Raw genomic sequence first — 21,643 nt, 5'->3', positions numbered from 1 at the left:
GTGATTCATCGGTGCTCGCCCGAGGTGTGCCACTTGCCGACGAGCGCCCGCGAGACGGCGCTGAACACGACGAACACGGTGACGCCGAGCAGCGCGGCGAGGATGATGGCGGCGAACAGGTCTTCGGACTGCAACCGGCTGCGGTAGACGTCGAGCAGGGTGCCGATGCCGGGCTGGCCCTTCGCGAAGAACATGTCGCCGATGATCGCGCCCACCACGACCAGTCCGCCGGAGATCCGCAGACCGGTGAGGATGGACGGAAGTGCCGCGGGCAGTTCGAGTTTCACCAGCCGGTCCCACTTCGACGCGCGCGCCAGCGTGAACAGCTCGTGCTGGCTGCGCTCCACGGATTGCAGGCCGAACAGCGTGTTGGTGATGATCGGGAACAGCGCGATGATCACGCACACCAGCGTGCGCGCGAAGGTGCCGTAGCCGAACCACAATCCGATCAGCGGCACCAGGGCGAGGATCGGAATCACCTGGAGGGCGACGGCGTACGGGTAGATCGCCCGCTCCACCCACCGGGCGCGGCTCATGAGGGTGCCGATCGCGACGCCCGCCACCGCCGCCACGGCGAATCCGATCGCGGCCACGCGCGCGGTCACCGCGAGCGCCTCCAGCATCGGCCCCACGTGGGCGGGGTCGAGCAGCGATTCGGTGAGCACGCGGTGCGGGGCGGGCAGCAGGAAGCGGCGCTCCGGCGCGAGCACGAGGTAGGTGACGGCGTACCAGGCGGCGATCCCCACGGCGAACGACGCGAGCGGCAGGCCGATCGCGCTCGCGGTGCGTCCGGCGAGGCGGCCCAGCGTGGCCGAGTGGTCGGCCGGTTCTCTGGCTTTCGTCGCGGTGGCGGGCATTTCGGTGCGGGACACCAAGGGGACGGCGGTGTCGGTCATCGGGTTCCTCCGTGCAGGGACGCTGAGATCCGGGAGACGTGGTCGGTGAAGGCGGGCTCGTAGCGCAGGCCGGGGTCGCGCGGGTACGGGAAGTCGATGTCGATCACGTCGGCGATCCGGCCCGGCCGGGGCGTCATCACCACCACCCGGTTGGCGAGGAACACCGCCTCCGACACCGAGTGCGTGATGAACATGGCGGTGAATCCCTTGTCGCTGTAGAGCTTCTGGAGTTCGCCCTGCATGTCCAGGCGGGTCATCTCGTCGAGCGCGCCGAACGGTTCGTCCAGCAGCAGCACCTCCGGCGCGAGGGTGAGCGCGCGGGCCAGCGAGGCGCGCATCTTCATCCCGCCCGACAGCGTCTTGGGCAGCTGCCCGGCGAAATCGGTGAGGCCGACGGCGGCCAGCGCGGCGTCGGCGCGGGCCCGGCGGGTGGCGCGGTCGGCGCCGCGCAGTTCGATGGACAGCTCCACGTTGCGGCGCACGCTGCGCCACGGCAGCAGGGTGGGCTCCTGGAAGATGAAGCCGACCGATTCGGTGGCGACCGCCGCGGACCCGGAGGTCGGGCGTTCCAGACCGGCCGCCATGCGCAGCAGCGTCGATTTGCCGCAGCCCGAGGGACCGACGACGGCGACGAAGTCGCCGCGCCGCACCCGCAGGTCGATGCCCTCGAGGGCGACGGTTCCGGTGGGGAACCGCTTGGTGACGGAATCGAAGGACAGCTCGACGCCTTTGGTCAGTGTCCGCGCGTCCGAATCGCGCATCGTGTTCGCGAGCCCCATGCCTGGCCTCCGGGTCGGTGTGTGCATGCAGATCCACATGCTCGAACGTGACCAATGGTGGATTACATGTATGACGTGGCAATTGCCCCGTGTTACGCCGGGATGACTTTCTGCGTATTTACCTGGACATATCAGCGTCATCGGGAGAGTTCACGGAGTGGAAACAAATCCGACATTGCATGTAATCACCGGCGTTCGATAGTGGTCGTCGTTCGTCGGACGACCCGATCGGCGACCACCACCGCCCCCGCGGTACCCCGTTCGACCGGCGTTGCCCCGCCGCTTTCCCGTCGAGGAGACCAGTGACACCATCCCGATTCCGCACCCCGGCCGCCCTGGCCACCGCGGTCCTCGCCACCCTCACCCTGGCCGCGTGCGGCGGCGACGCCACCGACACGGCCGCCGTCGCGCTGGAGCCGGCCACCGGCGCGCGGGCGCTCGCCGACGTGTGTCCCGCGACCGTCGACATCCAGCTGCAATGGCAGCCGCAATCGGATATGGGCGCGCTGTTCCAGATGCTCGGCCCCGGCTACACCGTCGACACCGACGCCCGCTCGGTCACCGGGCCGCTGGTCGCGGGCGGCAAGGACACCGGCGTCGACCTCACGCTGCGCGCGGGCGGCCCCGCGATCGGGTTCCAGTCGGTGTCCTCGCAGCTCTACGTCGACGAGGAGATCGACCTCGGCATCGTGCACGGCGACCAGCTCGTGGCGGCGGCGGGCAGCCAGCGGGTGATCGGCCTGACGCCGCTGCTCGAGTACAGCCCCGCGATCCTCCTGTGGGACCCGGCCACCCACCCGGAGTGGCAGACCATCGCCGATATCGGCAAGTCCGGCGCGACGGTGGTGGTGTCGAAGGAGCAGATCTTCCCGCAGTGGCTGGTCGCGAGTGGCCTGCTCGAGGCCGGCCAGCTCGACACCACCTACGACGGCGCCCCCGCCCGTTTCGTCGGGGACCCCTCCATCGCCCAGCAGGGTTTCGCGAACTCCGAGCCCTACTCCTACGAGAACGACACCCCCGCCTGGAACAAGCCGGTGAAGTACGCGCTGGTCAAGGACGCGGGCTTCGACATCTACGCCTCCAACGTGGTGGTGCGCCCCGACAAGCTGGACGCGCTGACGCCCTGCCTGGAGCGGCTGGTGCCGATCATCCAGCAGTCCGGCGTGGACTACGTAGGCGCGCCGGAGCGGGCCAACGAGACCATCGTCGACATCATCGCCGCCGACCTCGCCTACAAGCCCTACAGCGCGGGCCAGGCCGCGGCGGGCGCGGAACTGCTTGCCGCGCAAGGGCTTCTCGCCAACGGGGCGAGCGGCACGTTCGGCACCTACGACCCCGCCCGCACCCAGCGCACCGTCGACCAGCTGCTCCCCATCCTCAACGCGGGCGGTGCGAATCTGCCCGCCGATCTGACCGGCGCGCAACTGTTCGATCCACGGTTCACCGACCCGTCCATCGGCATCCGCTGACCCCACCACGAGGAGATTCCCCATGACGCTCACCGAATTGCAGCGCGAGTCCAGGATGGGCGCGCTCGGGATCGAGACCACCGACCGCGAGATCCGCCGGATCAGCCTGGCGGACTTCGACTCCCGGCGCGCGGCGATCACCGAGGAGCTGTGGTCGGCCGCCACCGACATCGGGTTCTTCCAGGTCGTCGACCACGGCATCGACCTGGCGCGGGTGCGGGCCGCGTTCGCCGCGGCCGAGGCGTACTTCGCGCTGCCCGCCGAGGTGAAGGGCAAGTACCCGCTGAAGAAGGGCTTCAACTCCGGCTGGGAGTCCATGACGCAGGTGCGGCCCTCCATCGGGACGCCGGACCAGAAGGAGTCCTTCCAGGTCACCCGCCCGCACATGGACGACCTGTGGCCCACCGAGGACGAGCTGCCCGGATTCCGCGACACCGTGCTGGGTTTCGAGGCGTCGTGCTGGGAGCTGGCCATGCGGGTGCTCTCCTGCTTCGCCGACAAGCTCGGCTTCGAGCGGGACTTCTTCGCCGCGGCGCACGACCCGTCCACACCCGCCTACCAGAGCACGCTTCGACTGCTGCACTATTTCGCGCTGCCCGAGGACGCGGAGTTCGGCCCGGACACCTGGCGGGCCGGGGCGCACACCGACTTCGACTGCCTCACACTGCTTTTCCAGCGTGCCGGGCAGGGCGGTCTGCAAGTGTGTCCCGGCGCGGAGATGGAGACCCAGGAGTGGACGCCGATCGAACCGGCCGACGAGGTGATCACCTGCAATATCGGTGACATGCTCACCCGCTGGAGCGACGACCGACTGCCCTCCAACTTCCATCGCGTGAAGACGCCCGGCCCCGGCGAATACCGCGGCGCGCGCTACAGTCTCGCGTTCTTCGCGCAGGCCAACCGGGATGTGGTGATCTCCGGGCCGGCGGGCAAGTACCCGCCGATCACCGCGGAGGACTACCTGTACCAGCGGGTGAACGCCAACTTCGCCCGGCCGGCGCGATGAGCGCCGCGCTGCGCGGACTGCTGGGTGCGCTGCGGCGGCTGTGCGGGGACGCCGCCGCCGTGCACACCACGCTGCCGTTCAATCCCGGCTGCTGACCACTGATTCCGGAGCTCTACGGAGGATGCGATGACCACGACCGTCACCGGCGTGACCGTCTACACGGGCGGCGGCTGGCTGCCGGACCGTGATGTGCTGATCGAGGACGGGCTGGTGACGGCGATCGCGCCCGCGGGCACGGCGGGCGCGGGCGGCGTCGACGGGCGCGGGGGCTACCTGATCCCCGGCTTCGTCAACACCCACACCCACCTCCAGCAGTCGCTGCAACGCGGAATCGCCGAGGGGACACCGCTGTTGGAGTGGTTGCTCGCGGTCGGCGCGGAAGCCGTCGCGATCACCCCGGAGCGGGCCTACACGGCGACGGTGGCGGCGGCGCTGGAGGCGTTGCGCAGCGGGACCACGACGCTGATGGAGCACATGTGGCCGCATCCCTCGGCGGAGGTGCACGACGCCGTCGTCCGAGGATTGCGCGATACGGGGATTCGCGCCGTGCTCGGGCGCGGGATCGCCGACCGCGCGGACGCCAGCCGGCGGTGGGGGTTCGAACCGCGGCTCATGCAACCGCTGGACGACGTGCTCGCGCATACCGAACAACTGTTGAAAGACACCGAGGGCAGCGTCATTCAGGTCGGGCTCGCGGTGCCCAATCCGCGATCGGTGACGCCGGAGGGGATGGGCGCGATCGGTGAGTTCGCGCGCGAGCGCGGGCTGCCCGTCTCGATCCACCTGCTCGAGACGCCTACCGACGACCTGATGTGCCGCGAGCACGCCGGGCTCGGTGCGGTCGACTACCTCGACGCGCACGGGTTCCTGTGGGATCGGGTGCTCGCCGTGCACTGCGTCGCGCTGGACGAGTCCGGACGGCGCACACTCGCCGAACGCGGTGTCGCGGTGTCGTACAACCCGGTGAGCAATATGCGCTTGGGCAGCGGCGTGGCGGCCGTGCCCGATCTGCTCGACGCGGGCGTCGCGGTGGGGCTGGGCGTGGACGGCGCGGCCAGCAACGACACCCAGGACATGCTGGAATCGCTGCGCGCGGGCGCCTACGTGCAGCGCGCCGTGCGCGGGCGGGCCGATCTGCTCGGGTTCGCGGACATGCTCGACATCGCCTCGGGCGGCGCGAATTCCGCGCTCGGACTGCCCGCGCGCTCGGGCGGGGTTACGGTCGGGGACGTCGCCGACCTGACGTTGCTCCGGTTCGAGCGGGACTTCGCGACGCTGCCCGTGCGCGATCCCGGAGCGTCGATTCTCACCACCGGCAGCAGCCGGATCGTCGACACGGTGCTGGTGGGTGGGGAGGTTGTGGTGCGCGACGGGCGCAGCACCCGGGTGGACGAAGCCGAGCTGGTCCGGGAGCTCGTCGCCCTGGGGTGAGTGTTCGTTGCCGGTCCGAATCCCAGCCATCCCCTCCCCGGCGATCGTACTCGGTCGGCCCAGCATCATTCACCGCACCGTCTCTCGGCCACCGGCGACCCGTCCGCCGATCGGCCGTGCCGCGACCCGAGAGGTCCGACAGCCCAGCATCGTTCATCGAGTTGCCCGGTCCGCGGTGGCACGACGGCCCTTCTCGCTGACCGGGATTCCAGCCGATCGTCCCGGTTCGCCCGGGACCGAAGACGAAGGAGAACCCACATGACCGCACTATCGGGCGCGATCGTCCTCGGGCCGAACCAGTACGGCAAAGCCGAGAACCGCGTCGTGCGCATCCACCGCGAGAACGCCCGTCACGAGATCCGCGACGTGAACGTATCCACCACGCTGCGTGGCGATTTCGCGGCCGCCCACCTCGAGGGCGACCAGTCCGCGGTGCTGCCGACCGACAGTCAGAAGAACACCGCCTACGCCTTCGCCAAAGACCGCCTCGGTGCGATCGAGGACTACGGCCTCGATCTGGCCCGCCATTTCGCCAGCCGTTTCGCCGCCGTCGACTGCGCCCGGATCGATATCGAGGAGTACCTGTGGCAGCGCGCGACCGTCGCGGGGCGCGAGCACGACCACACCTGGATCCGCCGCGGGCAGGAGGTGCGCACCGCCGCCGTCACAGCCACTGCCGATGAGGCCTGGGTGATCGCGGGTCTGAAAGACCTCACCCTGCTCAAGTCCACCGGCTCCGCCTTCGAGGGCTTCCTGGTGGACGAGTACACCACCCTGCGCCCCGCCGCCGACCGCGTCCTCGCCACCACGGTCACCGTCGAGTGGCGTTACACGGCAACCGATATCGCTTGGGACACCACCTACGCGGACGTCCGCGCCCTCTTGATCGACCGCTTCGCCGACGTCGACTCGAAAGCCTTGCAGCAGACCTTGTTCGAGATGGGCAAGGCGGTCCTCGAAGCTCATCCACCCATCGCCGAAATCCGCCTCTCCGCCCCGAACAACCACCACTTCGCCTACGACCTCACCCCCTTCGGCCTCCCCAACCCCAACGAGGTCTTCCACGCCGCCGACCGCCCCTACGGCCTCATCCAAGCCTCCGTCCTCCGCACCGACGCCCCTGACGCGGGACCGTCCTGGCAGAAGGGCGCGGCCTGAATCGGCCGTCCTGTATGGCCGGCAGCCGCCTGACGCGAGGGAGTGTGCCACCTCGATCGTCACCTCGTGGCAGGCGTCGAGCCGCGTCCCGCCACCGCACCGCCTTCCGGTCGGCGGCGTCAACCGCGTCCTGAGCGCGCCAAGTATTCCAGCGCGAGCGTCGCCGCGTTGGCGCCGCACATGCCGTGTGCTCCGGGGCCCGGTGGGGTGGCGGCGGAGCAGAGGTACATGCCCGGTAGGCCGAGGGTGTAGGGGGACAGGGTGATTCGGGGGCCGAAGAGCAGTTGGCGGAGATCCTTGGCGCCGGTCATGATGTCGCCGCCCGCGAAATTGGCGTTGCGGGCGGGGATTTCGGTGGTGGACCGGACTTCGAGGCCGATGATCCGGTCGCGGAAGCCGGGGGCGAAGCGCTCGATCTGGGCGATGATCGCGGCGGTGGCGTCGCCCGGGTAGCCGTGCGGCACATGCGCGTAACTCCACACCGGGTGGACATCGCCCACCGATCGCGACGGGTCGGCTAGGTACTGCTGGCCGACCAGGACGAACGGACGCTCCGGCATCCGGCCCGCGTGGATGTCGCGTTCGGTGGCGGCCAGTTCGGCGTGGGTGCCCGCGAGATGGACGGTGCCGGCCCGGTGCGCGTCGGGGTTGGTCCACGGCACACCACCTTCCACCGCGAAATCGACCTTGAACGCCCCCGGCCCGCGCCGGAATCGCCGGAACGCCTTGGCGATTCGGGTGGGAAGCCGGTCGCCGAGAATGCGGGCGACCGACGCCGGATCCAGATCGAACAGCGTGACATCCGAATCCGCCAGCTGCGCGGCGGATTCCACGCGCACCCCGGTCTCGATCTTGCCTCCCAGATCGGCGAGCAACGCGGCCAGCGCGCCGGTGATGGCCCGCGACCCACCCTCGGCCACCGCCCACCCGTAACGGTGGCCCGCCGTGAGGATGCCCAACCCGATCGCCGAGGTGAGCGGGTAGTGCAGCGGCCGGAACGCGTGCGCCGCCACTCCGGTGAACAGTGCGCGCGCCTGCGGCGTCCGGAAGTACCGCGCGAACGCCGAACCGGGCAGCGCGGTCGGTGCGCCGAAGCGCGCCAACGTGATCGGGTGCCGGGGCACCCGCAGCAGCGGCCGCATGATGTCCTCGGCCAGCGCGTCGTACCGGGCGACCGGTCCCTCGAACGCCCACCGCCACCGCGCGCCGTCACGGCCGAGCCCGGCGGCGGTCCGCTCGACCGAGCGATGCAGCACGCCCGCCGATCCGTCGTCGAGCGGGTGGACGCAGTCGATCTCGGGCAGCCGCCAGGTCAACCCGTACCGGTCCAGTCCGAGCCCGTTCAGGAACGGCGACCCCACGGCCATCGGATGGATCGCCGAACAGTGGTCGTGTAACAGCCCCGGCACGATGGCTTCGGAACTCCTTGTCCCCCCGCCGATCTCGTCGGCCGCCTCCAGCACGGTCACCGTGACGCCCTCGGTGGCGAGGGCGACGGCGGCCGCGAGCCCGTTGGGGCCCGCGCCCACCACCGTCGCCGTGCTCACGCCAGCGCCTCGCGACCCTGCTCGGCGGGGCGCTCGGCCCGCGCCGCCGCCAGCGACCAGGTGACGTGCAGCGGGATCGGCCCGTTCGGCAGCCACGGCTGCTCGGCGACGGCGTCGGCCACCCGCCAGGTGCCGGTCTCGATGACGCCGTGCGCTGCGTCGATCAGCTTGTAGCGCTGGATGCCGCTGCCGAACGCCTCGGACTCCACCCACGCGATCACGCACTCGCCCGGTGCGAAGCGCGCCTCGCTCTGCACCGCGCGGATCATGTCCTCGTCGTGCAGGTGCCCGTCGCCGAAGTTGAAGCCCAGGATCGAGTTGCACAGGAACTCGGCCTCGCGCACGGTGCGCGTATCCACATCGGGCAGGCGGGCGATGAGCAGCGAGAACAGGCCGCGCGCCTGGCTGTGCATGCTGCGCCACGCGACCGTCTTCTGCAGGGTGATCTCGGCCCACGGCGGTTCGTAGCCGAAGGCGATGAACTGGTCGATCTGGTTGCCCGACGAGCGGGTGACGCGGTTGAGCTTGTCCTCCGCGCCCGGCGCGAACGCCCACACCGCCGACGCCCAGTTGCCCGCGTACTGCCGCATCGAGGGCAGGAACGACACCTTGTCGGGACGCAGATTGCCCAGCACCGGGAAGAACAGCAGTGCCACCGCGAGGCCGATCAGCAGCCACGGCGAGGACATGTCGGCCAGCGAGAAACCGTTCCAGTTCGGGAATCCGAGGAACAGGAAGACGGTCGCGTAGGCGAACACCACGTTCCATTCCAGCGGAACCGCCAGGGGGAACGTCGAAATGATGAACAGGTGGAAGGTCACCATCACGAGCACGGCCGCCAAGGTGAGCCACTTGTTCGTGGAGAACAGCAGGGTCAGCGGAGCCACGATCTCGACGAACGTGCCGCCGCCGTGTGCCATCACATCGGCCAGCCGCGAGGGACGCATGTCCTTCGGGAAGTCCCGGTAGTGCGCCCGCTTCACGAACTTGAAGGGAATCGACGGGCTGTTGGACACCATGGGCGGAACCACATTCGAGAAGTGCCTGCTCAGCTTGGAGAAGCCCGCGCCGACCCACACCACCACGATCAGCATCTTCAGCGCCACGATCATGTCCACGAACGGCAGCGCCGCGAAGAACACCAGCGCGGGCAGATACTGCTCGCCGCGCGCGGCCAGGAAGATCGTCTTGTCCCGCAGGCCCACCAGTATCAGCAGCGCGATGGGCGCGATCAACAGCGCCGGAGCCACCAGGCCCGAGGTGATCGAGGGCGCCACGCTCGCGAGCGAATCACTGGGCACGCCAGGCGAAACCAGCGCGACCACGAGGCTGGCCAGCAGCGCCAGGTACAGCGTCACGTCGACCCAGGTGCGCCGGTCGCCGTTCGTGCCCGGCACCCACCGCCACGGCCGCAGCCGGATGGTCCCCGGCCGCGCCCAGAAGCGGATGCCGCCGGTCATCGGCTTGACCTTGCCCGCCAGCGGCCCCCAGGACCCGGCCACGCCGATCGCCTCCAGCAGCACCGTCCACAGGATGACCTTCTGGTAGACGATGGGCTGGTTCCACCAGTCGGCGACATGCCAGAACGCGGGCAGCCCCGAGGTGAGCGTCGCCACCGTGATGCCGCCGATCGCGAAGAACACGACGAGCTTCGCGATGTAGACGAGGTGCACCATGCGCGGCGACCCGAAGCCGTTGTCGGCCCAGTCGAGCGCGAGGATGCGCATGCGCTCCATGAGCGGTCTGCGCAGGAACGATTCCGGCTCCACTGCCGGCAGGTCTGGTGTGGTGAATCCCATTGGAGTAACCCCTGATTCGTTTCGGAGGGTGCGATGTCAGACGGCGTCGGCGGTGACGAGGGCGCGGCGCAGCGAGGGCTTGTCGAGCTTGCCGACCGCGTTCTTGGGCAGCTCGTCGAGCACGGTGACGTCCACGGGCAGTTTGTATTTCGACATCCGGGCGCCGACGTGGGCGAGGATCCGCTCGGGCGGCAGGTCCGCGCCGGAGTTCAGCGCGACGAACAGCACCGGTTCTTCGCCGTACAGCGCGCTGGGCCTGCCGACCACGGCCGCCTCGGCGACCTCGGGCAGCTGGTAGACGACGTTCTCGATCTCCTTCGGGTAGATGTTCTCGCCGCCGCGGATGATCATGTCCTTGGCGCGGTCCACCAGCACCAGGTAGCCGTCGGCGTCGAGGTAGCCGATGTCGCCGGTGTGCAGCCAGCCGCCGGCCAGCGTCTTCGCCGTCTCGGCGGGACGATTCAGATAGCCGCGCATGACATTCGGGCCCTGGATGAGTACTTCGCCCGCCTCGCCGTCGGGTACCGGCGCGCCCGTCTCGTCGGCGATCCGCACGCGCTGGCCCGGCAGCGGGCGGCCCACGGTGCCGGGTTTGCGCGGCCCGGCCACCGGGTTGAGCGTGCTGGCGCAGGTGCCCTCGGACAGGCCGTAACCCTCGACAATCGTGATGCCGTAACGGGATTCGAACTTCTCGATCAGTTCGACGCTGGCCGGAGCCGCGCCGCAGATGCCGAACCGCACCCGCGAAGTGTCGGGACGGACCTGCGGCGGCAGGTCGGCGAGCATCGTGTAGATGGTCGGCACCGCCGAGAAGTAGGTGGCGCCGCTGGTGACGAGCCGGTCGAAGAACGTCTTCGGGCTGAAGCGCCCGGCGATGGTGGTGCGCCCGCCCGCCAGCAGCGGCGAGAGCGTGCTCACCACGATCCCGTTGACGTGGAACAGCGGCAGCACCAGCAGGCTGTGATCGGCGGCCGACAGTCCCAGCGCGTCGATCATCATGGCGCACATGGCATTCAGGTTCGCGTGGTCGAGCACCACGCCCTTCGGGCGGCCGGTGGTGCCGCTGGTGTAGATCAGCAGCGCGGGCTCGGCGTCGCCGACGCGGACCGGTTCGGTCGCCACCGGTTCGGGGTGGAGCAGTTCGGCGGGGGAGACCACGATCGTGTCGCCCGACGCGTAGGTGCTGTCGGTGACGAGCACCTTGGCATGCGCGTCGGTGAGCTGGTAATCGACCTCGGCGTTTGTCAGCGCCGGATTGACGGGCGTGAGCGCCGCACCCGTGTACCAGGCGGCGAACAGGGTGACGACCAACGTCACCGTGTTCGGCAACATGACGGCGACCACGTCGCCCGGCCCCACGCCGTGCGACCGCAGCGCGGCGGCGGCGCGGCGCACCCGCTCGTCGAACTGCGCGGCGGTGAGAGTGACGTCGTCGTCGGAAAGGCAAGGCGCGCCGGGGTTCTGGCGTCGGCGCGTGCCGGGGAGATCGGCGAGAGGCATGGGCGGTCCTGGTGTGGTGGTCCGGCTGATGACTCCCTAAAGGTAGGAATCAGTGACCTGGACCACACCATCGTGCGACGACGAACTACTCGCGCGGCTTTGTCTCCCGGAGACAATCGGCGGAGCTCGGCGGAACCCCGGCTCGCCAGAACCCCGGGGCTCGGCAGAACTCAGCGCCGCAGCACCGCCGACCCGAGCCAGTGGCAGGCCAGCAGCGCCACCTCCACGTCGAGGCGGTCCGCGCCGATCGGGCGCCCGCGCCGGTCGACCGCCTTGCGCACGCGGTACTTCACCGAGTTGAAGTGCAGGTCCAGCTCGAGCGCCGCCGCCTTGTAGCTGGCGCCGGTGCGCAGGAAGATCCGCAGCGTCTCGCGCAACCGGGCGTCGTCGGGGCTGTCGGTGGCCAGGCCGCCGAGCACGTCGCCCACCCATTCGCGCAGGTCGGCGGGATCGTCACCGAGCAGCGCGACCAGCGGCAATCCCGGATCGTCGGCGGCCACCACCCGGTGGCGGCCCGCACCGGCCACGGCGACCGCCCGCGCCCGCTGGGCCTGCCGGTGCGAGCGGCGGAAGCCGTCGATCCCCGCGCCCGGCCGCCCGATCGCGGCGTGCGGCGCGCCCGCCTGCCGGGCGAAGAACCGGCGGACGGCGGTGACAGGGCCGTCTGGTGCGGCACGGAACGGCAGCCAGGCCCAGCCGCTCGCGGTGTCGGTGGCGGCGAACAGCGGCGCGGCGTCGGTGCCCACCGCGTCGGCCAGCTCCCGGGCGAACCGCTGCAACCGGGTGAGCTGCTCGTCGTCGCCCGGTACGGCTTGCCCGTCGGGATACCACAGCACCAGCGCGAGGTGATGCCAGCGCAGCGGGTAGCGGATGGTCTCGGTCTCGGCGTCCACGTCGACGGGCGCGCGTTCGGCGAGCAGTTCCCGCACCCGCAGCGCGCGCACGCTGTTGCGGTTCTCCAGCCAGCGGTCGCGCTCCTCCTCGTACACCGCGACCACCTGCTGGCTGATCCAGTCGATGTAGGCGAACAGCACCCGGGTGATGGTCTCGATCGCCACGATCCCGGTGCCGGGCGGCATGTCGATACTGCGTAACTCGGCGAACACCAGCTCGGTCAACCGGCGCTGCCCCAGCCGGTATGCCCGGACCAGCGCGTTCACCGGCACACCGTGCTGGGCCAGGCGGCGCGCGTATTCGAGCGCGGCCGCGGGCGCGGTGATGCGCTCGACGGCGATGCCGTGGCGCAGCGCGTGCAGGATGGTGTCGACATTGCCCTCGACGCTGGCGCCGAGGAGTTCGAGGGTGCGCGCGTCGACGCGCAGCTCGGAGATCTGGTCGGTGAGCTCGTCGCTGATGACGCCGCTGACCTCGGTCACCCGCTCGTTCATGCGGGCGGCCAGGACGGCGACGTAGCCGCTCACATCGACCTCGTCGTCGGGACTCACGCCTCGAGGGTAGAGCGGCGAGCAGCGTGGGGAGGGCGTTTGCGTTGTCTCCCGGAGACGAAGATTCGCGGTGCGCGGGGCCGTCAGATGTCCGCGCGCAACAGGTCGAGCACCGCGTTCGGAGTCCAGCGCGGCGCCGCGCCCGGCCGGGTCGCCAGGTATTCGGCGATGCGGGGGAGCGGCCAGCCGTGGGATTCGGCCAGTCCCGCCGCGAGGTGGCGCAGGTACGCGGCGGCCGGCGGATTGCCCGGCAGGTCGGTGTGCCGCCACGGCGCGGTGCAGGTGAGGATCGGGTGACCGTCGAGATCGCCCGCGTGCACCAGGGTTTCGTAGCGGCCGGGCCCGAGGGCGTGGTGGCCGTCGGCGAGAACCTCGGCGAGCTCGAGGTCTTCGCCGGGTGGCCGGTACATCTCCTGCGCGACGATGTCCGAGAACTGCTGGGCGGTGATCAGATACGCGTGCGCGGCGGTCTCGCCCGCCGCGTTCGGCGTGTAGAAGGCGCGGCCGCCGGTCCAGGTCAGGGATTCGGTGGCGAAGTACAGCAGGCCGGGCAGCGTGACCGGGCGCGACTCGCGTGGCTCGGCGGTGTCGCGGCAGCCGGGCAGGGTGATCGCGCCGCCGCTGGGCCGTCCGCCGGCCAGGTAGCAGCGCAGCCGCTGCCGGTGCATGTTCGAGCCGTACGCGGCGTACCACACCCTCCCGGTCACCAGGCCATTGTGCCTCCGATGCCCATCCCCGGCGGCGGTGACTACGAATACTTCGACACAGTCCGTCGTTCGCTCGGCGGTGAGCGGGGCGACCGGCGGGTCACACATTGGGAGGAGGAGCGATGATCCCGCAGTTCGTGAATGCGCTGATAGCGGCCGTGAACGACTTCCTGGCACGGCTGTTGGTTCCGTGACCCCGGAGGGCCCGGGTGTGCCCCACCCGGGCCCTCACCACCAGCCGGTCGCCCGCTGCAACGCCAGGCACGACAGGGCCAGCACCAGGCCGAGCGCCCCGCCGAACACCAGCGGTCGCACGCCCGCCGAACGGATCCGCCGCCACGACAGCGAGGTCCCGATGGCGGCCAGCACCGCCGCGATCAACCACGTGCTCGTCCGCGACAGCGGCTCCGCCCAGCTCTCGGGCACCACCCCGAGCCCGGCGATCACCGAGGCCGCCACGAACAGCACCACGAACAGCGGAATCGTCCGCCACGCCGCGCGTTGCGCGCCGCTGGCCCCGCGCGAGCCCAGATGCAGTCCCACGCACATCGGCACGATCAACAGGCTGCGCACCAGCTTCACGATCACCGCGAACTGGGCCGCCGCCGCGCCGAAGATCGTGCCCGCGGCCAGCACCGACGACGTGTCGTTGATCGCCGTGCCCGCCCACAGGCCGAACGCCTCCTGCGACATGCCGAGCATTCGGCCCACCGGCGGAAACACCAGCACCGCAACGACATTGAACACGAAGATGGTGCCCAGCGCGTAGGCAACCCGCTCCCGGTCGGGGCGCAGCACCGCCGTCGCGGCCGCGATCGCCGACGCGCCGCAAATGGTCGTGCCCACCGCGATGAGGGTGGCCGACTGCCGGTCCATCGCCAGCATCCGGCCCACCAGCAGGGCGGCGACGGCGCCCACCACCACGGTGCCCGCCAGCACCACGGCGGTCTGCCTGCCCACGCTCAGCACCGCGCCGAACGGCAGTCCCAGACCGAGCAGCACGATGGCCGCGCCCAGCACCCGCTGCCTGGTCCATTCCAGTCCCGGCCCGAACACGCCGTCCTCGTCCACCGCCCGCCGCCGCGCGACGCCGACCGCCGCGCCGATCGCCAACGCCACCACCGGCGCGCCCAGCACCGGCAGTGCCGAGCCGATCAGCACGGCGACGGTGGCGAGCGCGGCGACGAGCGCGAGTCCGGGCAGGAATCGGGGTGAACAGCACATGCCTCACACCTTCACCGGCGCGCGCCGCGCCGAGTAGAGGCCGATTCGGCAGAGGCTCATCAGTGTGGCTTATGGGCATGCCGCGCGGTCGCGGTCGGGGGACTCCGCATAATCGTCCCCATGACGCTGCCACCGGGAACACCCGATCTGGAGGTTCTCGACCTGCTCGTCTCGGTCGCCGAACTCGGCAGCCTCGGGGCGGCCGCCCGCCGCCACGGCATCAGCCAGCCCGCCGCGAGCATGCGGATCAGCGCGCTGGAGCGCCGCCTGCACCTGCGCCTGCTCGACCGCGGGCCGACCGGCTCGGCGCTCACCGACGCGGGGCGCGCCGTGGTGGACCGCGCTCGCGACGTGCTCGAGGCCGCCCGCTCCTTCGGTGACGCGGTCGCCGAACTGCGCGCGCGAGCGGTGCCGCGCCTGCGCGTGGCCGCGTCGAAAACCATTGCCGACCATCGCATTCCGCAGTGGTTGCAGACACTGCGGGACACCCACCCCGAGGTGTCGGTGGCGCTGGAGGTGGCCAACAGCCGCCAGGTGATGGACATGGTGCGCGGCGGTGGCGCCGACCTCGGCTTCGTGGAAGGACCGCATCCGCCGCCCGATCTCGGCAGCCGCGTGCTCGGCGCCGACGAACTGGTGGTCGTGGTGGCACCGGCGCACGCGTGGGCGACCCGCCGCGACCCGCTCACCGTCGACGAGCTGGCGGCGACGCCGCTGCTGTGGCGCGAACCAGGCTCGGGCACCCGCGACGCGGTCTGGGAGGCGCTGGCCGAGCGGGCCGAACCCGCCCGTCCCGCCGCCGAACTCGGCTCGGCGGCCACCATCGTCGCCGCCGCCCGCACCGCCCTGGCCCCGGCCGTCCTCAGCCGCCTCATCGCCGCACCGGACTTGGCTTCGGGCGCGCTGGTGGAGGTTCCGCTCGCCGGCGGCCCGGTGCTCACCCGCCAGTTCCGCGCGGTCTGGCGGCGGGGCGCGCCGCCGTCCGGCCCGGCGCGGGCGCTGGCGGATATCGCCGCGGGGGATCTGCCCGCGCAGTAGGACTGTTCGCGGGCTTCCCGGTGCCGGTCGGTCAGTCCCGCGCGGTCTGGCGCCCCGGCACCGGTGCGGGCGGTCACGGCGTGGATGTCCGCGCGCGAGGTGCCGAGACCGGGCTCGGGTGACAGCGGCGCGTTTGGTGTGCCGCCCGACCGGCGACGGGGTTCGTGGGCAGGAGTGTTCGGCGTGGTATCCGAGTGCTGCTGCTCGCGTGGGGGTGTGCCGGTCACGGAACGCCGAGATTGCCCAGCGCGTGGGCTCGCCATGGGTACCGGGAGCTGTCGGCGCCTGCCCGCCGCAGCGCCCGGAGTGGTCCGCTCGCACTTCGCCGACCTCGCGCGCAAGTGGTGGTATTGCCGGATGCCCGCGCATTCGCGCAGGTAGGGGCACCGGTTCGGCGGCAGACAACTGGCGTAACCGCGCGGTAATTGCCGGAAACGCCGCGCGTAACCATCTCTTCCCAGCATTTGCCGCATGACAGGCAGAACGTATTCGCGGCTCCCGGGGAGCACCGCCGGGGGGAGCAGGCGCTCGGCGCCTGCGCGGCGGATCAGGGACATCCTGCGGGCGCGCATCCGCAGCGGCGTCTACGGCAACCGGCCGCTGCCCTCGGAGGCGCAGTTCGCCGCCGACTTCGCCACCAGCCGCAATATCGTGCGCGACGCGCTCACCCTGCTGCGCGACGAGGGACTGGTCGACCGCGTGCCCGGCGCGGGCACCTTCGTGGTCGTCGACAAAGCGGTGCAGAGCCTGGACCGCCTGCGCGGGCTCGCGGAGACCTTCGAGACCGGCGGCGACCGGGTGGTCAACACCGTGCTGCTCGCCGAGGTGGTGCCCGCGACCCCGATGGTGGCCGAACGCCTCGAACTCGAGCCCGCCACGCCGGTCGTCGCGCTGGAACGAGTCCGTCACCTCGACGGGGAACCGCTTTCCCTCGACGCGAGCTACCTCACCGCCGACGTGGGCGCCCCGCTGCTGGACATGGACCTCACCGGTTGCGACGTATTCCGTTTGCTGGAAGCCGAATTGGGCCTGCCGCTGGGTTCGGCGGCGGTGTCCATCGAGGCGGTCGCCGCCGATCCGACGGTCGCGGGCCTGCTCGCGGTGCGGCCCGGCTCGCCGCTGCTGTTCCTGGAACGACTCACCTACACCGACACCGGCCGCCCCATCGACCTCGAGTACGTGCGCTATCGCGGCGACCGGTTCTCGCTGTCGGGGCGGCTGCACCGCATCCCGGTCGCGCCGAATCGCGGTGCGCCCGAACCGAACGAAAGGGGCTGATCCGGATGTCGACCGACATTCCACCCGCCGCCACCCGCCGGGAACTGGCCTGCGATGTGCTGGTCGTGGGCGGCGGCACCGCGGGCACCATGGCCGCGCTCACCGCCGCCCGCCACGGCGCCGACGTGCTGCTGCTGGAGAAGGCGCACGTGCGGCACTCCGGCGCGCTGGCCATGGGCATGGACGGCGTCAATAACGCGGTGGTGCCCGGCAAGGCCAGCCCCGAGGACTACGTCGCCGACATCACCGTCGCCAACGACGGAATCGTCAACCAGCGCACCGTGTATCAGACCGCGACCCGCGGTTTCGAGATGGTGCAGCGGCTCGAGGGCTACGGCGTCAAATTCGAGAAGGACGAGCACGGCGAGTACGCGGTGCGTAAAGTGCACCGCTCCGGCAGCTACGTACTGCCCATGCCGGAGGGTCGCGACGTCAAGAAGGTGCTGTACCGCACTTTGCGCGCCCGCGACGTGCGGGCCAAGGTCACCATCAGCAACCGGGTCATGCCGGTGCGGGTCCTCACGGTGGGGGGAAAGGCGGTGGGCGCGGTCGGATTCGACACGCGCACCGGGGAATTCGTGACGATCTCGGCGGGCGCGGTGATCCTGGCGACCGGCGCCTGCGGCCGCCTGGGCCTGCCCGCCAGCGGCTACCTGTACGGCACCTACGAGAACCCCACCAACGCCGGCGACGGCTACGCCATGGCCTACCACGCCGGCGCCGAGCTCTCCGGCATCGAATGCTTCCAGATCAACCCGCTCATCAAGGATTACAACGGCCCGGCCTGCGCCTACGTCGCCAACCCCTTCGGCGGCTACCAGGTCAACGCCGAAGGCAACCGGTTCGTCGACTGCGACTACTGGTCGGGCCAGATGATGGCCGAGGTCAAACGCGAACTCGACAGCGCGCGCGGCCCCATCTACCTCAAGCTGAGCCACCTGCCGGACGCCACCATCACCCAGATCGAAGGCATCCTGCACACCACCGAACGCCCCACCCGCGGCACCTTCCACGCCGGGCGCGGCACCGACTACCGGACCCGCGACATCGAGATGCACATCTCCGAAATCGGTTTGTGCAGTGGGCATTCCGCCTCGGGCGTCTGGGTGGACGAGCACGCGGCCACCACCGTCCCCGGCCTCTACGCGGCGGGCGACATGGCGCTGGTCCCGCACAACTACATGATCGGCGCGTTCGTCTACGGCGACATCGCGGGGGAGAGCGCCACCGGCTACGCGAAGTCCGCCGCCCGTCCCGCCCTCCCCGAGGATCAGATCGAGGCCGCGCACGCGCTGATCTACCGCCCGCTCGGCAACCCGGACGGCCCGCCCCAGCAACAGGTCGAATACAAGCTGCGCCGCTTCGTCAACGACTACCTGCAACCGCCGAAGACCCAGCGCTACCTCACCCTCGGCGTGGAGGCCTTCGAACGGATGCACACCGATATCGCCGCCATGGGCGGGCGCACCCCGCACGAGCTGATGCGCTGCGCGGAGGTCACGTTCATCCGCGACTGCGCGGAGATGGCGGCGCGGGCGTCGCTGCGGCGCACCGAAAGCCGGTGGGGCCTCTACCATCAGCGCGCCGACTGGCCGAATGCCGATGACGCCGAATGGTTCTGCCACCTGAACCTGAGGCGCGGCGACTCGGGCGCCATGGAGTTCGTGACGCGTCCGGTCGCGCCCTACATCGTCCCGGTACCCGGCTTCACCCGCCCCGACGGCGTCCCCGACGTCGCGGCGCCGGATCTCGTCGGCGCGTGGAGCGGACGATGAGCGCCCGGCTGCTCGCGCTGATGGACCTCGCCGAAGAGTGTCCCGAACTCACCGAACTCGCGCCGTTCCTGCGCGATCCCGATCCGGAGGTCCGGCGCACCGCGCTCTCGGTGCTGAGCGAGACCACCGAGGAGTGGGCGGCGGCGTCGCCGCTCATCGCGGCGGGACTCGCCGATCCCGACGTGTCGGTGCGGCACGCCGCGATCGGCCTGCTCACCGAACTGCTCGAAGTGCTGGTTCCCGGAACGGAATTCGACGCGGTGCTGCGCGCCGCGGCCGGCGCGCCGGAACCGGCCGTGCGCGCGGCGGCGATCGAAGCGCTCTGGCGGCACCGGCGCACCGACGCCGCCGAACTGGCCGGGCGCCTGGCCGATCCGAACGCGGAGGTGCGCCGCGTCGTCGTCGGTGGGCTCACCTCCGTCGACGCCCTGGCCGAATTGGACACCGCGGCCGTCGATCCCGCGCCGCTGGTGCGGATCGCCGTTGCCAAAGGCGTCGCCGCCGTGGGCGATCCGCGCGGCGCGGCCACGCTGACCGGGCTCGCCCGCGACGACGACCCGCTGGTGCGCGCCGCCGCGTTCACCGCCCTGGCCGCGACCGGTTGCGACGGCGAGGCGTCGGCCCTCGCCGCGTCCGCGATGACCGATCCCGCCTGGGAAGTCCGCCAGGGCGCGGCCGCCGCACTGGCGGTGGCCGACCCCGACCTGGCCGCGCCGCTGCTCGTCGCGGCGATCACCGACGACAACCTCGATGTCCGCAAGGCCGCCGTGCGCGGACTGGCCGAGCGGATCGCCGAATACCCGGAGGTCACCGAAGCCCTTCGCACCGCCCTGGAGGACCCGGACGCCGACGTCCGCGCCTTCGCCCGCATAGGGATAGCCAACTCCGGAAAGGACCTCTGATGGCCCAGGTGAACACCCGTGTCGACGTGCCGGTCACGGTCGACGACGCCAAATGCATCGACGGCTGCACGCTGTGCGTCGACATGTGCCCGCTCGACTCGCTCGCGATCCACCCCGACACCGGCAAGGCGTACATGCACGTCGACGAGTGCTGGTACTGCGGTCCGTGCGCGGCGCGCTGCCCGGTCGACGCGGTCACCGTGAACATCCCCTACCTGCTGCGCTGATGGCGGGTGGAGGGCATCACGATGAGGAACACACGTATCCGCGCCGCCGCGCTGCTGCTCGGCCCCGTGCTCGCCGCGACGTTGCTCGCCGGCTGCGGGTCCGGCGGTGACGACGGCGCGATCACCGTCAATGTCGGGTACCAGTCCAAGACGATCAACACCGTCACGGCGGGCACCCTGCTGCGCGATCGCGGCACCTTCGAGGCGAAACTGGCCGAACTGGGCGCGGCCACCGGCGTCACCTACCGGGTGGAGTGGAAGGACTTCGCCTCCGGGCCGCCGCTCACCGCGCAGATGCTGGCCGGCCAGGTCGACATCGGCTCCATGGGCGACGCGCCGCTGCTGGTGAACGGCTCCAAGACCCGCGATCACGCCGACGTCGCCTCGGCGCTGATCGCGGTCACCGGCTACAACCTGCGCGGTTCGCTGAATCAGGTTGTGGTGCCTCGGGATTCGCCCGCGTCCACGTTGGCCGATCTGCGCGGCGAGGTGGTGTCCACCAGCGTCGGGTCGGCCGCGCACGGCATGCTCGCGACCGGACTCTCGGCCGCCGGGCTCACCCTCGAGGACGTGAAGCTGCTCGGCCAGGACCCGCCGGTCGGCGCGTCCGCGTTGCAGGGCGCGCAGGTGGCGGCGCTGGCGCAGTTCGTGCCGTGGCCGCAGACCCTGGTGTTCGACGGCAAGGCGCGCCTGCTCTACGACGGCGGCAGCGCCGAGATCCCGACCTTCCACGGCGTCGTGGCGGGCAAGCGATTCGGCGAACAGCATCCCGCGGTGGTGCAGGCGTTCCTCGCGGCGCAGCGCGAGACCACCGACTACCTCAACGCCAACCCCCTCGAAGCGGCGCAGCGCGTCGCCGAGATCACCGGCATCCCCGCCGAAGTGGTCTACCTCTACAACGGTCCCAACGGCCTGGTGAGCTTCGATCCGACCATCAAACAGCCTTTGGTGGAAGCCCTCGGATCCCTGCTCCCGTTCCTCCAGAGTTTGGGCGCGCTGGCCGATCTCGACCTCGGCCGGTTCGTCGATGACAGCCACCTGCGCGCCCTCTACGGCGCCGACTACGACCTCGCCCGCGACAGCACGGCCGCGCCGAGCCCGCTCGCCGGAACCGACCCGGTGTGCGGCGGTGTGGCCGACGATCCGGCCACCGCTTCGGAGGTGTGGTTCGCGGGACAGGACGGCACCACCGTCACCAGGACGCCCGCCTGCCTGCTGCGCCTCGTCGCCGAACGGGGCGGTGACCTGCGCGCCGCCTACGTCCCCGACGCGGGCACCGGCCTGCGGATCTTCGCCACGGCCGCCACCTGGGTGCACGACCCCGCCGCCGCGCCGGAGGAACGGCTGCGGCCCTTCGCCGTGGCCGCCGACGCCCGCGCCTACGCGGACAGCAGACCCGGCAGCACCGTCCTCGAGTACGCGGACGCGCTGCGAGCGCGCTAGCGGCGCACCGACTTTCACC

General features: G+C 71.0%; 16 protein-coding genes and 1 pseudogene. 9 read left to right on the top strand and 8 right to left on the bottom strand.

The annotated features are described in order from the left end of the window. Positions 1-5: 5 nt before the first annotated feature. Positions 6-896 carry an ABC transporter permease gene (locus OHB21_RS34235; protein WP_067504671.1) on the bottom strand — a complete coding sequence of 297 codons (891 nt, stop codon included), beginning with the start codon at positions 894-896 and terminating at the stop codon, positions 6-8. Further along, positions 893-1,675: an ABC transporter ATP-binding protein gene (locus OHB21_RS34230; protein ID WP_067504668.1), complete on the bottom strand. Its 783-nt coding sequence runs from the start codon at positions 1,673-1,675 to the stop codon at positions 893-895. Before OHB21_RS34230 ends, OHB21_RS34235 begins: the two co-directional genes overlap by 4 nt. 302 nt (positions 1,676-1,977) lie before the next feature. Here OHB21_RS34230 and OHB21_RS34225 point away from each other — a divergent pair, with 302 nt between their 5' ends. The 4 genes from OHB21_RS34225 (at position 1,978) to pucL (ending at position 6,739) form a co-directional block, all read left to right on the top strand. After that, entirely contained in the window at positions 1,978-3,144 is a 1,167-nt protein-coding gene (locus tag OHB21_RS34225) for a nitrate ABC transporter substrate-binding protein (protein ID WP_067504665.1), read from the top strand. 22 nt (positions 3,145-3,166) lie between these two features. After that, positions 3,167-4,150, top strand: coding sequence for an isopenicillin N synthase family dioxygenase (locus OHB21_RS34220; protein ID WP_067504662.1), 984 nt, complete (start codon positions 3,167-3,169; stop codon positions 4,148-4,150). A 126-nt stretch (positions 4,151-4,276) separates the two neighbouring features. Then, positions 4,277-5,581, top strand: coding sequence for an amidohydrolase family protein (locus OHB21_RS34215; RefSeq protein WP_067504659.1), 1,305 nt, complete (start codon positions 4,277-4,279; stop codon positions 5,579-5,581). Positions 5,582-5,839: 258 nt separating this feature from the next. Beyond that, a complete protein-coding gene (pucL, locus tag OHB21_RS34210) occupies positions 5,840-6,739 on the top strand; it encodes a factor-independent urate hydroxylase (protein ID WP_195125571.1) in 900 nt (299 codons plus the stop codon). A 119-nt stretch (positions 6,740-6,858) separates the two neighbouring features. Here the strand turns inward: pucL and OHB21_RS34205 are convergent, their stop codons facing one another. The 6 genes from OHB21_RS34205 to OHB21_RS34180 form a co-directional block, all read right to left on the bottom strand. Next, positions 6,859-8,286: a phytoene desaturase family protein gene (locus OHB21_RS34205; RefSeq protein ID WP_195125572.1), complete on the bottom strand. Its 1,428-nt coding sequence runs from the start codon at positions 8,284-8,286 to the stop codon at positions 6,859-6,861. Beyond that, positions 8,283-10,085 (bottom strand): DUF3556 domain-containing protein, encoded by a 1,803-nt coding sequence (locus OHB21_RS34200; protein WP_067504649.1) that lies wholly within the window; start codon positions 10,083-10,085, stop codon positions 8,283-8,285. The genes OHB21_RS34205 and OHB21_RS34200 overlap by 4 nt, the downstream gene beginning before the upstream one ends. Positions 10,086-10,121: 36 nt before the next feature. Then, positions 10,122-11,585 (bottom strand): class I adenylate-forming enzyme family protein, encoded by a 1,464-nt coding sequence (locus tag OHB21_RS34195; protein WP_195125573.1) that lies wholly within the window; start codon positions 11,583-11,585, stop codon positions 10,122-10,124. A gap of 170 nt (positions 11,586-11,755) precedes the next feature. Then, entirely contained in the window at positions 11,756-12,973 is a 1,218-nt protein-coding gene (locus OHB21_RS34190) for a PucR family transcriptional regulator (protein WP_084537381.1), read from the bottom strand. Positions 12,974-13,113: 140 nt separating this feature from the next. Next, positions 13,114-13,737: a histone deacetylase gene (locus OHB21_RS34185; RefSeq protein ID WP_324192075.1), complete on the bottom strand. Its 624-nt coding sequence runs from the start codon at positions 13,735-13,737 to the stop codon at positions 13,114-13,116. Positions 13,738-13,965: 228 nt separating this feature from the next. Next, positions 13,966-14,961, bottom strand: a complete 996-nt coding sequence (locus tag OHB21_RS34180) for a YeiH family protein (RefSeq protein WP_067504640.1) — start codon at positions 14,959-14,961, stop codon at positions 13,966-13,968. Positions 14,962-15,081: 120 nt separating this feature from the next. Between OHB21_RS34180 and OHB21_RS34175 the strand changes: the two genes are divergently transcribed. From OHB21_RS34175 to OHB21_RS34155, 5 genes and pseudogenes are all read left to right on the top strand, one after another. After that, complete coding sequence (locus OHB21_RS34175; protein WP_195125574.1) at positions 15,082-15,999, top strand: LysR substrate-binding domain-containing protein; 918 nt, start codon at positions 15,082-15,084, stop codon at positions 15,997-15,999. Positions 16,000-16,470: 471 nt separating this feature from the next. Beyond that, positions 16,471-17,277, top strand: coding sequence for a GntR family transcriptional regulator (locus tag OHB21_RS34170; protein ID WP_067504634.1), 807 nt, complete (start codon positions 16,471-16,473; stop codon positions 17,275-17,277). Positions 17,278-17,282: 5 nt separating this feature from the next. Then, positions 17,283-19,954, top strand: a pseudogene (locus OHB21_RS34165) (fumarate reductase/succinate dehydrogenase flavoprotein subunit). After that, positions 19,954-20,181 (top strand): 4Fe-4S dicluster domain-containing protein, encoded by a 228-nt coding sequence (locus tag OHB21_RS34160; protein ID WP_067504631.1) that lies wholly within the window; start codon positions 19,954-19,956, stop codon positions 20,179-20,181. Before OHB21_RS34165 ends, OHB21_RS34160 begins: the two are co-directional and overlap by 1 nt. Before the next feature lie 21 nt (positions 20,182-20,202). Continuing rightward, entirely contained in the window at positions 20,203-21,624 is a 1,422-nt protein-coding gene (locus OHB21_RS34155; RefSeq protein WP_067504714.1) for an ABC transporter substrate-binding protein, read from the top strand. The last annotated feature ends 19 nt before the right edge of the window (positions 21,625-21,643 follow it).

The organism is Nocardia puris, from assembly GCF_036051655.1.
Lineage (GTDB): Bacteria > Actinomycetota > Actinomycetes > Mycobacteriales > Mycobacteriaceae > Nocardia > Nocardia puris.
This window is presented reverse-complemented; position numbering and strand designations above follow the sequence as displayed.

What these genes read in the sequence shown, in the direction of transcription:
- OHB21_RS34180 (WP_067504640.1), bottom strand. Translation starts at nt 14,961, where the DNA reads ATGTGCTGTTCACCCCGATTCCTGCCCGGACTCGCGCTCGTCGCCGCG.
- OHB21_RS34235 (WP_067504671.1), bottom strand. Translation starts at nt 896, where the DNA reads ATGACCGACACCGCCGTCCCCTTGGTGTCCCGCACCGAAATGCCCGCC.
- OHB21_RS34220 (WP_067504662.1), top strand. Translation starts at nt 3,167, where the DNA reads ATGACGCTCACCGAATTGCAGCGCGAGTCCAGGATGGGCGCGCTCGGG.
- OHB21_RS34230 (WP_067504668.1), bottom strand. Translation starts at nt 1,675, where the DNA reads ATGGGGCTCGCGAACACGATGCGCGATTCGGACGCGCGGACACTGACC.
- OHB21_RS34170 (WP_067504634.1), top strand. Translation starts at nt 16,471, where the DNA reads ATGACAGGCAGAACGTATTCGCGGCTCCCGGGGAGCACCGCCGGGGGG.
- OHB21_RS34155 (WP_067504714.1), top strand. Translation starts at nt 20,203, where the DNA reads ATGAGGAACACACGTATCCGCGCCGCCGCGCTGCTGCTCGGCCCCGTG.
- OHB21_RS34160 (WP_067504631.1), top strand. Translation starts at nt 19,954, where the DNA reads ATGGCCCAGGTGAACACCCGTGTCGACGTGCCGGTCACGGTCGACGAC.
- OHB21_RS34175 (WP_195125574.1), top strand. Translation starts at nt 15,082, where the DNA reads ATGACGCTGCCACCGGGAACACCCGATCTGGAGGTTCTCGACCTGCTC.
- OHB21_RS34190 (WP_084537381.1), bottom strand. Translation starts at nt 12,973, where the DNA reads ATGAACGAGCGGGTGACCGAGGTCAGCGGCGTCATCAGCGACGAGCTC.
- OHB21_RS34215 (WP_067504659.1), top strand. Translation starts at nt 4,277, where the DNA reads ATGACCACGACCGTCACCGGCGTGACCGTCTACACGGGCGGCGGCTGG.
- OHB21_RS34200 (WP_067504649.1), bottom strand. Translation starts at nt 10,085, where the DNA reads ATGGGATTCACCACACCAGACCTGCCGGCAGTGGAGCCGGAATCGTTC.
- pucL (WP_195125571.1), top strand. Translation starts at nt 5,840, where the DNA reads ATGACCGCACTATCGGGCGCGATCGTCCTCGGGCCGAACCAGTACGGC.
- OHB21_RS34195 (WP_195125573.1), bottom strand. Translation starts at nt 11,585, where the DNA reads ATGCCTCTCGCCGATCTCCCCGGCACGCGCCGACGCCAGAACCCCGGC.